Origin of the sequence: Streptomyces liliifuscus (genome assembly GCF_016598615.1) — a bacterium.
Taxonomy (GTDB): Bacteria; Actinomycetota; Actinomycetes; order Streptomycetales; family Streptomycetaceae; genus Streptomyces; species Streptomyces liliifuscus.
Genome location: NZ_CP066831.1, coordinates 5993619 through 6007029 on the forward strand (window position 1 = coordinate 5993619; position 13411 = coordinate 6007029).

Annotated in this window: 7 protein-coding genes and 1 tRNA gene; all 8 read left to right on the forward strand. The window is 71.5% G+C overall.

The features are described from left to right. Positions 1-191: 191 nt before the first annotated feature. Positions 192-782 carry a small secreted protein gene (locus JEQ17_RS25765; RefSeq protein WP_200397417.1) on the forward strand — a complete coding sequence of 197 codons (591 nt, stop codon included), beginning with the start codon at positions 192-194 and terminating at the stop codon, positions 780-782. A 208-nt stretch (positions 783-990) separates the two neighbouring features. Next, entirely contained in the window at positions 991-2511 is a 1521-nt protein-coding gene (locus JEQ17_RS25770) for a DUF7059 domain-containing protein (protein WP_200397418.1), read from the forward strand. A 440-nt stretch (positions 2512-2951) separates the two neighbouring features. Continuing rightward, positions 2952-3149: a hypothetical protein gene (locus JEQ17_RS25775; protein WP_200397419.1), complete on the forward strand. Its 198-nt coding sequence runs from the start codon at positions 2952-2954 to the stop codon at positions 3147-3149. A gap of 369 nt (positions 3150-3518) precedes the next feature. Next, positions 3519-6347 carry a type I DNA topoisomerase gene (gene topA, locus JEQ17_RS25780; protein WP_200397420.1) on the forward strand — a complete coding sequence of 943 codons (2829 nt, stop codon included), beginning with the start codon at positions 3519-3521 and terminating at the stop codon, positions 6345-6347. A 177-nt stretch (positions 6348-6524) separates the two neighbouring features. Next, on the forward strand, positions 6525-9854 hold the full coding sequence (gene tmk / locus JEQ17_RS25785) for a dTMP kinase (protein ID WP_200397421.1): 3330 nt from the start codon (positions 6525-6527) through the stop codon (positions 9852-9854). Between the two features lie 195 nt (positions 9855-10049). Then, positions 10050-11255: a DNA polymerase III subunit delta' gene (locus tag JEQ17_RS25790; RefSeq protein WP_200397422.1), complete on the forward strand. Its 1206-nt coding sequence runs from the start codon at positions 10050-10052 to the stop codon at positions 11253-11255. Positions 11256-11454: 199 nt separating this feature from the next. Beyond that, on the forward strand, positions 11455-13059 hold the full coding sequence (locus JEQ17_RS25795) for an alpha/beta hydrolase (RefSeq protein WP_200397423.1): 1605 nt from the start codon (positions 11455-11457) through the stop codon (positions 13057-13059). Positions 13060-13161: 102 nt separating this feature from the next. Continuing rightward, a tRNA-Thr gene (locus JEQ17_RS25800) sits at positions 13162-13235 on the forward strand. Positions 13236-13411 lie beyond the last annotated feature (176 nt).

The window sequence follows — 13411 nt, forward strand, 5'->3', positions numbered from 1 at the left end:
CGCCCGGTCGGGTTCCGCTCAACGGACGGGCGGACGGCGCGTATTGACGTGCCGTCCGCCCGCCCGTGTGTGTCCACGCCCTGTTCGTGAGCCTTATCTCGCTTGGTGCAAATGGCTTCAATAACGGATGAAGTGGACCTTCGTCACGCAGGTGTCGCCCACTTGGCGTGTATGTTCCGGGGCCGAGAGCCATGGAAGGGACCAATCCGGTGAACAAGAAGCTCGCGGCCGCACTGTCCGGCGGTGCGGTACTGGTACTGGCGCTGTCGGGATGCAGCAGTGACGACAGCAGCGACAAGCTGAACTCCTGGGCCAAGCAGGTGTGTGACGCGGTGCAGCCGCAGGCGGTGAAGATCGAGGCCGCCAATACCGCGATCCAGAAGCAGACCTCGGACAACAGCACCCCGGCGGACGTCCAGAAGACCGACTCCAAGGCCTTCCAGGACATGTCCGACGCCTACAAGGCGATCGGCGCAGCCGTGGACAAGGCCGGGGCCCCCGACGTCGACGACGGCGAGAAGAAGCAGAAGGACGCCGTCACGGAGCTCAACACGATCTCCTCCTCGTACGCCGACCTCAAGAAGCAGGTCGACGGCCTCGACACCAAGGACCAAGCGAAGTTCGCCGACGGTCTCAAGGGGATCGCCACCCAGCTCGACAAGCTCAGCCAGAGCGGCAACGACGCCCTCAAGAAGCTGGAGGAGGGTGACGTGGGCAAGGCGATGGCCAAGCAGGAGAGCTGCAAGTCCGCCTCGACGTCGCCGTCGGCCAGCAAGGCCTGAGAAGGGCCTGAGCAAGGCCTGAGAGACGGGACCTGCCCCCCTGGGGCATTGATCGTTCGTCAACCGAAAGAGGGCCCGGTACGCGTGCGTGCCGGGCCCTCGGCCTGTCCGCACGGACACCGCCCGCGGACGCCGGCTCCGGTTGTCCGGCCGATCCGTCCGTCCACAGGGCGCGCGCCACGGCGGCGGGAGCGGACACAATGGAGACGTGAGTAACAGCAGCCTGGCACCGTTGCCCTCGTCCGACCGCACCGACGTCACCGCCCGCCTGCGGGAGGCCCTCCTGGGCGCCTCCTTCAGCGCCGACGGGCTGCTCGACCTGCTCGGCGCCCCCGCGTACGCGGCGCTGGCCCGCAGCGAGACCGTGCCCGCGCTCCGGGCCACCCGGGGCGACTCACCGCTGGAGGCGCTCGTCCGCCTCTTCCTGCTGCAGCAGCCGGTGCCCCGCGCGCGCGTGGCGGACGTCCTGCCGGTGGAGGACTGCCTGGAGAGCGGCTGGCTGGCCCAAACCGGCGGGGACGAGCTCGCGGCGACGGTCGACGTACGGCCGTACGGCGGCCCGGGCGGCGAGGACTGGTTCATCGTCTCCGACCTCGGCTGCGCGGTCGGCGGGGCCGGCGGCATCGGCAGCCATGACGAAGGAGTCGTACTCGGGGTGGGCGGTGCGTCCACGACGCTCGCGGGCATCACGGTGCGCAAACCGGTGGGCTCGGCCCTCGATCTCGGCACCGGCTCCGGGATCCAGGCCCTGCACGCCGCGCAGCACGCCACGCGCGTGACCGCGACCGACCTCAACCCCCGCGCGCTGCACATCACCGCGCTCACGCTCGCCCTGTCCGGTGCCCCGGCGGCGGACCTGCGCGAGGGCTCCCTCTTCGGACCGATCGCCGACGACGAGACGTACGACCTGATCGTCTCCAATCCGCCCTTCGTGATCTCTCCCGGCGCCCGGCTCACCTACCGCGACGGCGGGATGGGCGGGGACGATCTGTGCCGCACGCTCGTTCAGGAGGCGGGCGACCGGCTGAACGACGGGGGGTACGCGCAGTTCCTCGCCAACTGGCAGCACGTGGAGGGCGAGGACTGGCAGGACCGGCTGCGGTCCTGGGTGCCGCGCGGCTGTGACGCGTGGATCGTGCAGCGCGAGGTCCAGGACGTCACGCAGTACGCCGAACTGTGGCTGCGGGACGCGGGCGACCACCGCTCCGACCCGATGGAGTACCAGGCGCGGTACGACGCGTGGCTGGACGAGTTCGAGGCGCGGAAGGTGAAGTCCGTCGGCTTCGGCTGGATCAGCCTGCGCAAGTCGGCGGCCGCCGAGCCCTCGGTCGTCGTGGAGGAGTGGCCGCACTCCGTCGAACAGCCGCTCGGCGACACCGTCCGCGCGCACTTCGACCGCGTGGACTATCTGCGGGCGCACGACGACGCGGCCCTGCTCGCCGGGCACTTCATCCTCGCGGGCGAGGTCGTGCAGGAGCAGGTCGGACTGCCCGGCGCCGAGGACCCCGAGCACGTCGTGCTGCGCCAACACCGCGGGATGCGGCGGGCCACCAAGGTGGACACGGTCGGTGCGGGCTTCGCGGGCGTCTGCGACGGCACGCTGAGCGCGGGCCGGATCCTGGACGCCATCGCCCAACTCGTCGGAGAGGACCCGGTCCTGCTGCGGGACCGAACCCCGTCCCAGATCCGGCTGCTGGTCGAGCAGGGGTTCATCGAGCCCGCACGGTGAGCCTTCCCGGGCCGGCGGGGGAGTTTCCCGGTCCGCCTCTCGTACGACGAGGAGTTGGCCCGCATGCGGCCACCGTGCGCGGCGTGCTGATGTACGAGGGGTCCGGGCAGGGCTCGGCGTGTTCGATCCCCATGAAGCCGTGGGACACCCGATCGGGATCCCGCACCGGGACGTGAAACCGGCCAACATCCTTCTGGCACCGGCGCTTCCGTGATCCGTACGCGCTCCTGCCGGTCACAGGCCATGGCTTCGCGCCGAGGCCCGAGCCCTCCGGGCCCGGGCTCACCGGCACACCGTCATCGACGTCCGGGGCGGTGTGACGGATTCCGCATCCGGGCGCTCGGAGCTGTCCGCCCCGCGTTCACCCGGGGTTGGTGTTCCGGCTGCCCGGAGGTGTCAGCGTCCCGGTGCTGGGTACCACAGGCCGGAGGAGACGAACCATGGAGAGCGGACCGGCGATCTTCACGGGATCGGTGTTCGCCCTGTTCGGAGGCGGGCTCCTGCTCTGGACGGCCGTCCGGCTGCGGCAGCGCGCCCCTGTCGCCCACGGGGTGCATCCCATGGCCTCCGCGGCGGTCGCGGCCTTCGCCGGGACGTCCGCGCTGCTCCTCGCCGTGTGGTGTTTCACTCGTACCTGAGCGTCGCTCCCTCCGGCGACACCCCCGGCGTCCCCGCGGCCGAGTCGGCCGTCCTGGCCGGGAACGGTCACCTTCGGTGTCCGGGAATCGACGGCCGGCGGCCGTCGTGGACAAGGCCCGGAGCCCCGCGGAACGCGGACCTCCAGTAACTGAGAGGTCACCCTCCGGATAGGCCGGAAACGGCAGGTCGGCACTCCGGGCGGCAGGAATGGCGGGAGTCGGGTTACCGTTCGAGTGGCCGTTGCGGGCTTTTCCCGTTTGACACGGGGGCGGGATGTACCGTCACACTCCGCAGCGTCAGCATGACCCGACCCCCGGGTTCCAGGCCTGGGGCGAGACCCCCTGCGTCGACCGGAGAGAAGAGCGAAGTTGTCCCCGACCAGCGAGACCGCACACGGCGGCCGCCGACTCGTCATCGTCGAGTCGCCCGCCAAGGCGAAGACGATCAAGGGCTATCTCGGCCCCGGCTACGTCGTCGAAGCGAGCGTCGGGCACATCCGCGACCTCCCCAACGGCGCCGCGGAGGTGCCCGAGCAGTACACCGGCGAGGTGCGCCGCCTCGGTGTGGACGTCGACAACGACTTCCAGCCGATCTACGTGGTCAACGCTGACAAGAGGGCCCAGGTCAAGAAGCTCAAGGACCTGCTCAAGGACTCCGACGAACTCTTCCTCGCCACCGATGAGGACCGCGAGGGCGAGGCCATCGCCTGGCACCTCCAGGAGGTGCTGAAGCCCAAGGTCCCGGTCAAGCGGATGGTCTTCCACGAGATCACCAAGGCCGCGATCCAGGCCGCCGTCGCCAACCCGCGCGAGCTCAACCAGAAGCTGGTCGACGCCCAGGAGACCCGCCGCATCCTCGACCGTCTCTACGGCTACGAGGTCTCGCCGGTCCTCTGGAAGAAGGTCATGCCGCGTCTGTCGGCGGGCCGTGTCCAGTCCGTGGCGACCCGCCTGGTCGTCGAGCGGGAGCGCGAGCGCATCGCCTTCCGCTCCGCCGAGTACTGGGACCTGACCGGCACGTTCGGCACCGGCCGCGCCGGTGACGCGAGCGACCCGGCCTCCCTGGTCGCCCGTCTGACCGCGGTCGACGGCAAGCGCGTCGCCCAGGGCCGCGACTTCGACTCGCTCGGCCAGATCAAGGGCGCGAACACGCTCCACCTCGACGAGGCCAACGCCCGCGCGCTGGCCGCCGCCCTGGAGAACACGAACTTCTCCGTACGGTCCGTCGAGTCGAAGCCGTACCGCCGTTCGCCGTACGCGCCGTTCCGTACGACGACGCTCCAGCAGGAGGCCAGCCGCAAGCTCGGCTTCGGCGCGAAGGCCACGATGCAGGTGGCGCAGAAGCTGTACGAGAACGGCTTCATCACCTACATGCGTACGGACTCCACGACCCTCTCGGACACCGCGATCACCGCGGCCCGGGCCCAGGTCACGCAGCTCTACGGCGCGAGCTATCTGCCGGACAAGCCGCGTACGTACGCCGGGAAGGTCAAGAACGCGCAGGAGGCGCACGAGGCGATCCGCCCCTCGGGTGATCGTTTCCGCACGCCGGCCGAGACGGGTCTGACCGGTGACCAGTTCAAGCTGTACGAGCTGATCTGGAAGCGGACCGTCGCCTCCCAGATGAAGGACGCGGTCGGAAACTCCGTCACCGTGAAGATCGCGGGCACGGCCTCCGACGGCCGTGACGCCGAGTTCAGCGCGTCCGGCAAGACCATCACCTTCCACGGCTTCCTCAAGGCCTACGTCGAGGGCGCGGACGACCCGAACGCCGAGCTGGACGACCGCGAGCGCCGCCTTCCGCAGGTCAACGAGGGCGACCCGCTGTCCGCCGAGGAGATCTCGGTCGACGGCCACGCGACCAAGCCCCCGGCCCGCTACACCGAGGCCAGCCTGGTCAAGGAGCTCGAAGAGCGCGAGATCGGCCGCCCGTCGACGTACGCGTCGATCATCGGCACGATCCTCGACCGCGGCTATGTGTTCAAGAAGGGCACGGCACTCGTCCCGTCCTTCCTGTCCTTCGCCGTGGTCAACCTCCTGGAGAAGCACTTCGGGCGGCTCGTCGACTACGACTTCACCGCCAAGATGGAGGACGACCTCGACCGCATCGCGCGGGGCGAGGCCCAGGCCATTCCGTGGCTCAGGCGCTTCTACTTCGGCGAGGGCGACGCGACCGGCGCCGCGGAGGCCGGCAACGGCGACGGGGACCACCTCGGCGGTCTCAAGGAGCTCGTCACCGACCTCGGTGCCATCGACGCCCGCGAGGTCTCGTCGTTCCGCGTGGACGGCAGCGACATCATGCTGCGCGTCGGCCGCTACGGCCCCTACGTCGAGCGCGGCGAGAAGGACTCCGAGAACCACCAGCGCGCCGACGTGCCCGAGGACCTGGCGCCCGACGAGCTGACCGTCGAGCTCGCGGAGGAGCTGCTCGCCAAGCCGAGCGGTGACTTCGAGCTCGGCGCCGACCCCCAGTCGGGCCACCAGATCATCGCCAGGGACGGCCGCTACGGCCCGTACGTCACCGAGGTGCTCCCCGAGGGCACCCCGAAGACCGGCAAGAACGCCGTGAAGCCGCGTACGGCCTCGCTGTTCAAGTCGATGTCCCTCGACACGGTGACGCTGGCCGACGCCCTCAAGCTGATGTCGCTGCCGCGCGTCGTCGGCAAGGACGCCGAGGGCGTGGAGATCACCGCACAGAACGGGCGCTACGGGCCGTACCTGAAGAAGGGCACCGACTCGCGCTCCCTCCAGGCCGAGGACCAGCTCTTCACGATCACCCTCGACGAGGCCCTGGCGATCTACGCACAGCCCAAGCAGCGCGGGCGCGCCGCCGCCAAGCCGCCGCTGAAGGAGCTCGGCGCGGACCCGGTCAGCGGGCAGCCCGTCGTCGTCAAGGACGGCCGCTTCGGTCCGTACGTCACCGACGGCGAGACCAACGCCACCCTGCGGTCCGGCGACAGCGTCGAGGAGATCACTCCGGAGCGCGGCTTCGAGCTGCTCGCGGAGAAGCGCGCGAAGTCGCCCGCCAAGAAGACGGCGAAGAAGGCGGCCGCCAAGAAGGCCCCGGCCAAGAAGGCGCCGGCGAAGAAAACCGCCGCCAAGAAGACCGCGGCCACGAAAACGGCAGCAAAGAAGACCACTGCCAAGAAGACGACCGCAAAGAAGGCGACGGCTTCCCGGGCGACGGCCGAGGACTGAGGCCGCCGAGGGCTGAGACCGTCGGGACCGCGGCTCTCGGGTCCCGTCTCCGACGGTGGGACCGAGTTCTTCACCTTTGGTTCGTGAAACGAACGCCCCCGCACCACTTGGTGTCGGGGGCGTTCACATGTTCGGGGGCCTATTCGGGGAGTCAGTCCCTCCCGATAGGCTGGCAGGATGACGCGAGCCGAGCAGCCAACGGCCCACAACCCGGCCCCCGACGACGCCCTGGTCGCAGATTCACGGGAGCGCGCCGTCCGGGCGCTGCTGCGTGTGCCGCAACTGAGGCGCCTGTGGAGCGCCCAGCTGGTGGGCGGCATCGGCGACGCCCTCGCGCTGCTCGTGCTGGTGCTGCTCGCCCTCCAGGCGGCGGTCTCCGACGGCTCCTTCGGAGGCGGCTACCGCGGAGTGGCCCTCGCCGTGTCGGCGGTCTTCGGGGCACGGATTCTCGCCACCCTGCTCTTCGGGGCGGTCCTGCTAGGCCCGCTCACGTCCCTCACCTCCCAGGAGGGGCCGCTCGACCGCCGCTGGACCATGGTCGGCGCGGACGGTGTGCGGGCGGCGCTGCTGATCATCGCCCCCCTGTGGATCGACTGGACGCCGGAGAACGCGCTGGCCGTGCTCCTGGTGACGGCCTTCGTGATCGGGGTCGCCGAGCGCTTCTGGATGGTGTGCCGCGAGAGCGCGGCGCCCGCGCTGCTGCCCGCGCCGCCGCTGGAGGGCGCGACGGTACGCCCGCTGCCGGACCACATGGACGCGCTGCGGCGCCTTTCACTGCGTACGGGATTCGTGGCGGTGCCGCTCGCGGCGGCCACGCTCCTCGTCGCCGCGCTCGTCAACAACCTGCTGGGCGCCGGCATCGCGTGGTTCGAGCTGCACCAGGCGGCGCTCGCCTCGTACGTCTCGGCGGGCCTGTTCGCCGCCTCCCTCTCGGTGCTCACCTTCCTCGAACTGCCCAATACGCGCACCCCCCGCGCGCGGTCGCCGCTCGAAGGGCTGCGCCGTCCCAAGACGGGCACCGGCATCGACAAGGGCCGTACCGGGGCCATCCCGCTCCTGGTGCTCGCCTGCGCGGCCGTCGCCGGGGCGATCGCGGCGGCCGTCGCCGTCTCCGTGCTGCACGCCAAGGACCTCGGCGGCGGGCCGGTGACGTACGGACTGCTGGTGCTCGCGCTCACCGGCGGTGTCGTGATCGGCATCCGTACGGCCGCAAAGCTGCTGCCGTCCCTGTCCCGGCGCCGGCTGCTCGCGCTGGCGATCGCCTTCACGGGGATCGCGCTGCTCGCCGCGGGCCTCGTCCCGGACGTCACCACGGTCATCCTGATCGTCGGCCTGGCCGGCGTCGGCGCGGGCGTCGCCGCCAACACCGGCCACGCCCTGCTGGACCAGGAGGCCGAGGAGTACCGGCGCACGCGTACGACGGAACACCTGCACGCGGTCGTACGGGTCTTCGTCGCCCTGGGCGCGCTCGTGGCCCCCCTGGTGGCCGCCGCCATCGGCCCGCACCGCGTGGAGAACGGCAAGTTCGTGTTCGCGCACGGCGGCGCGGCCTTCACGCTGATGCTGGTCGGCGCGCTGCTGCTGCCGGTGGCCGCGCTGGTGCTGGCCAAGGCCGACGACCGCTCCGGAGTGCCGCTGCGGCACGACCTGCTGGACGCGCTGCGCGGCGGGGACGACCCCGTGCAGGCGGCTGCCGTGAAGGGCTTCTTCATCGCCCTGGAGGGCGGCGACGGGGCCGGGAAGTCGACCCAGGCCGAGGCGCTCGCGGAGTGGATCCGCGCCAAGGGGCACGAGGTCGTGGTGACGCGCGAGCCGGGCGCCACACCCGTCGGGAAGCGGCTGCGGTCGATCCTGCTCGATGTGTCGTCGGCCGGTCTCTCGCACCGCGCGGAGGCACTGCTGTACGCCGCTGACCGCGCGGAGCACGTGGACACCGTCGTGCGGCCCGCCCTGGAGCGGGGCGCGGTGGTCGTCTCCGACCGCTACATCGACTCCTCCGTGGCGTACCAGGGGGCCGGGCGTGACCTGTCCCCGACCGAGATCGCCCGGATCAACCGGTGGGCGACCGACGGCCTTGTGCCTCATCTGACCGTGCTGCTCGACGTTCCGCCGGAGACCGCCCGTGAGCGGTTCACGGAGGCGCCGGACCGGCTGGAGTCGGAGCCCGCCGAGTTCCACGCGCGCGTGCGGTCCGGTTTCCTGACGCTCGCCGCCGCCGACCCGGGGCGCTATCTGGTCGTCGACGCCGGGCAGGAGCCCGAAGCCGTCACGACCGTGATCCGGCATCGGCTCGATGTGGTGCTCCCGCTCTCCGAGGCCGAGATCAAGGCCAAGGAGGAGGCCCGCAAGGCCGCCGAGGAGGAGGCACGTCGGCGCGCCGAGGAAGAGGCCGCCCGCAAGGCCGAGGAGGAGCGGCTGGAGCGCGAGCGCCAGGAGCAGCTCGCCCGGCTGCGCGCGGAGGAAGAGGAGCGCAAGCAGCGCGAGCTGGAGGAGGCCCAGCGGCGCGAGGCCGAGCGGCAGGCCGAGGAGGCCAGGCAGCGCGCCGAGGCGGCACGCGTGCGTGCCGAGCAGGAACAGGCGCGGCAGCTCGCGGAGGAGCAGGCCCTCGCGGCCGAGGAGGCGCGCAGGCGCAAGCAGGCCGAGGAGGAGGCGCGGCTCCGGGCCGAGGCCGAGGAGCGGCGCCTGGAGAAGCAGCGGAAGGCCGAGGAGGCGTTGCTCCGGGCCGAGCAGGCTCGGCGGGCGGCGGAGGCGCAGAGGGAGGCGGAGGCTTCCAGCGCGGCTGCCGCGGCTGCTGCCGCTGCGGCGGCTTCGGATTCGGCTTCGAGTGCGGCTACTGGTGTTGCGGATTCCGGGGCTTCTGGGGCTGCCGGTGGTTCCGGCGCTTCCGGTTCCGGGGGTTCCGGAGGGGCTGGTTCAGGTGGTTCGGCGGCGGGTCGTGACCACGAGAGCACGGTGCCGACGCCCGTCGTGACACCCACGAACGCGTCCGGAGGGCCGGCCGACGAGACGGCGGTGCTTCCTCCGGTGCCGCCTCGCGGGGCCGGGCCGGACGATACCCGGCCCGACGACGCCGAGACGACCGTGCTGCCGCAGCCTCCGGCGCCGCAGGGAGCGGCCGACGAGACGGCTGTGCTGCCGCCGGTGAGGCCCGGTTCCGCCGTGGACGAGACGGCTGTGCTGCCGCCGGTCGGGCGTGGTCCCGCCGCGGATGAGACGGCTGTCCTTCCTCCCGTACGGGAGGACCGTGGTGGCGGCGAGCAGGGGAGCGGCCCGGCGGATCGGGTGCCCCCGGGGTACTTCCGTGACGAGCGGCCCGGGAGCGACGGCACCGACGCCCGTACGCGCGAGTTGCCTCAGGTCGACGAGGACGGCACGCCTCGGCGACGGCCCCGTTCGGACTGGGCGGAGGAGACTCCGCTGGACGACCTCCCGACGCTGGCGGACGAACTGCTGGGTCCCCGTGACGAGGACGAGCCGGACGAGGGGCGGGGGCGCCGCCGTCGCTGACGGCGGTTGAGGGCCCCTGGCCGGGTGGGGCGGGCGTCGGCGGTGATGCTCGGCGATGCGCGGTTAGGCGACGTGTGCGGCGGGCACCGGTGGCGGGCGCGATGGTGAGCGCGGGGGTCGTGTGGACCGCGTTGTCAGTCCCCTCCCGCACAATGGGATGCGCAAGGCACCGGTGAGACGGAAGGGCGGCATCCCATGACCGTGTGGGACGACCTGGTGGGCCAGGAGAAGGTGAGCGTGCAGCTCGACGCCGCCGCCCGGGACGCCGACGCCCAGGTCACGGCGGTGGCGGACCACACCCCGGTGGCCGAGGCGTCGAAGATGACGCACGCCTGGCTCTTCACGGGGCCGCCGGGCTCGGGCCGTTCCACCGCCGCGCGGGCCTTCGCCGCGGCCCTCCAGTGTGTGAGCCCCGACCGGGCTCTCGGCGGATCCCCCGGCTGCGGGTTCTGCGACGGCTGTCACACGAGCCTGATCGGCACCCACGCCGACGTGCAGATCATCCGCACCGACCTCCTGTCCATCGGCGTGAAGGAGACCCGCGATCTCGTCCGCCGGGCACAGATGTCCCCGGCGGGCCGCCGCTGGCAGGTCATCATCGTGGAGGACGCCGACCGCCTCACGGAGGGCGCGGGCAACGTCCTGCTGAAGGCCATCGAGGAGCCCGCCCCCCGCACGGTCTGGCTCCTGTGCGCACCCTCCATCGAGGACGTGCTGCCCACCATCCGCTCCCGCTGCCGTCACCTCACGCTCCGGACGCCTCCCGTGGACGCGGTCGCCGATGTCCTCGTACGCCGCGACGGCATCGAGCCGGACGTGGCGGCCGCCGTGGCCCGCGCCACCCAGGGGCACATCGGGCGCGCCCGCCGCCTCGCCACGGACGAGCGTGCCCGCGCGCGGCGTGCCGCCGTCCTCAAACTGCCCCTCCGTGTCGACGACGTGGGCGCCTGCCTCAAGGCGGCCCAGGAGCTGATCGACGCGGCCTCCGAGGACGCCAAGCAGGTCGCCGAGGAGACCGACGTCAAGGAGACCGAGGACATGAAGGCGGCGCTGGGCGCGTCCCAGGGCGGCCGGATGCCGCGCGGCACCGCGGGGGTGATGAAGGAGCTGGAGGACAAGCAGAAGCGCCGCAAGACGCGTACGCAGCGCGACAGCCTGGATCTGGCCCTGATCGACCTCACGGCCTTCTACCGCGACGTACTGGCTCTCCAGTTCGGCACCAACCTCGCCCTCGCCAACACGGAGATGCGGGACACCCTGGACCGGCTGGCGCGTGGCTCGTCCCCCGAGACCACCCTGCGGCGGATAGAGGCGATCGCCGCCTGCCGCGAGGCCCTGGACCGGAATGTGGCACCGCTGCTGGCGGTGGAGGCGATGACGATGGCGCTGCGGGCCGGTTGACGCCGCGCGCCTCGCGTCCCGCCGCAACATCCTGTCTCGCCGCCAGCCGCCAGCCGCCAGCCGCCAGCCGCCAGCCGCCGGTTGCCTGGCGCGCGTCTTGTCCGCTGCGCGTCCCGTCCGGGGTTGACGGCGTCACTCGTACGAGGTCGGGTTGACGACTCTGGGCGACTGATTCGTCGCTCAGGGTTACGCTCGCTCGATGTACACCAGGCGCCGGCCAAGGTCATCTCGGGCCAACCGATCCCTTCGCGCGTGCGGCACGTTGCTCGCCGTCGCCGGACTGCTCGTCTCCGCCTGCTCCGCGGGGAGTTCGACGAGTTCCGCGAGCCCGGCCGGGGCGGCGGCCGCACTGCGTGCGCTGCCCGAGGCCACTCCCTCGGCGCTGGCCTCGTACTACGGTCAGCGGCCGGCCTGGCGTGCCTGCGGTGTCTCCGGCTTCGAGTGCACCACGTTGAAGGCCCCGCTCGACTACGCCGAGCCGGCCAAGGGTGACGTCAGGCTGGCCGTCTCCCGCAAGAAGGCCACGGGTCCGGGCAAGCGGCTCGGTTCGCTGCTGGTCAACCCGGGCGGGCCGGGCGGTTCGGCGGTCGGCTACCTCCAGGCGTACGCAGGAATCGGCTACCCGGCGAAGATCCGCGCCCGCTACGACATGGTCGCGGTCGACCCGCGCGGCGTCGCCCGCAGCGAGCCCGTCGAATGCCTCACCGGGCGCGAGATGGACACGTACACGCAGACGGACACGACCCCCGACAACGCGCGTGAGACCGGTGAACTGGTCGATGCCTTCAAGGAGTTCGCGGAGGGCTGCGGGCGGCGCGCGGGGAACCTGCTGCGCCATGTGTCCACGGTCGAGGCGGCCCGTGACATGGACCTCGTGCGCGCGGCGCTGGGCGACGAGAAGCTGACGTACGTGGGTGCTTCGTACGGCACGTTTCTCGGGGCGACGTACGCGGGCCTGTATCCGGAGCGGGTCGGCCGGCTCGTCCTGGACGGCGCGCTGGACCCGTCGCTGCCCGCGCGCAAGACGAACCAGGACCAGACGGCGGGCTTCGAGACGGCGTTCCAGTCCTTTGCCAAGGACTGCGTGCACGAGTCGGACTGCCCGCTGGGCGGCGCGGGCACGACGACCGAGCAGGTCGGCAAGAACCTCAAGGCCTTCTTCCGGCAGCTGGACGGCGCCCCCATCGAGACGGGTGACGCGGACGGCCGCAAGCTGGGCGAGGCGCTGGCCACGACGGGCGTCATCGCCGCGATGTACGACGAAGGGTCCTGGCCCCAACTGCGGGACGCCCTCGACATGGCCATGAAGGACAAGGACGGCGCGGGCCTGCTCGCCCTCTCCGACAGCTATTACGAGCGCGACTCGGACGGCAAGTACGAGAACCTGATGTTCGCCAACGCGGCGGTGAACTGCCTGGACCTGCCGGCCGCCTTCTCCTCCCCCGAGGAGGTGAAGGACGCGCTCCCCTCCTTCGAGCAGGCGTCCCCGGTCTTCGGTGAGAGCCTCGCCTGGGCCTCCCTGAACTGCGCGTACTGGCCCGTGAAGGCGACCGGCGAAGCCCACAGCATCGAGGCGCGGGGCGCCGCCCCCATCGTCGTCGTCGGCACTGTCCGTGACCCCGCGACCCCCTACCGCTGGGCCCAGGCCCTCGCCGCCCAGCTCTCCTCCGGCACCCTCCTCACCTACGACGGCGACGGCCACACGGCGTATGGGCGGGGCAGTGCCTGCATCGACTCCGCGATCAACGAATACCTCCTCGAAGGCACCCCTCCGAAGAACGGAAAGCGCTGCTCAGGGGCGTGATCACGAGGTCCGTCGGGGGTGCTCCCATGGGCTGTGCGGAGCACCCCTCGAAACTGTGTAGACTTACGCACGTTGCCGATCGCACCATAGTTCTGGCAGCACGCCGCCTTAGCTCAGATGGCCAGAGCAACGCACTCGTAATGCGTAGGTCTCGGGTTCGAATCCCGAAGGCGGCTCTGTGGAAGCCTCAGGACTCACTCGCCGTGACCTGGGGCTTTTGCTTTTGGTGGGTGGGCTTGCAGTGCCGGGCAGGCGGTCGGCGTTGTCCTGAGAAGTCGCTGCCCTGAGAGCACTGTTGTCGTGTGGCGCGGAAGTCGTCATGCTTCGCAACTGGCGCATAACAATCATGAGT

Coding starts and splice junctions, on each gene's coding strand:
- JEQ17_RS25790 (WP_200397422.1), top strand. CDS start 10,050: ATGACCGTGTGGGACGACCTGGTGGGCCAGGAGAAGGTGAGCGTGCAG.
- JEQ17_RS25795 (WP_200397423.1), top strand. CDS start 11,455: ATGTACACCAGGCGCCGGCCAAGGTCATCTCGGGCCAACCGATCCCTT.
- JEQ17_RS25765 (WP_200397417.1), top strand. CDS start 192: ATGGAAGGGACCAATCCGGTGAACAAGAAGCTCGCGGCCGCACTGTCC.
- tmk (WP_200397421.1), top strand. CDS start 6,525: ATGACGCGAGCCGAGCAGCCAACGGCCCACAACCCGGCCCCCGACGAC.
- JEQ17_RS25775 (WP_200397419.1), top strand. CDS start 2,952: ATGGAGAGCGGACCGGCGATCTTCACGGGATCGGTGTTCGCCCTGTTC.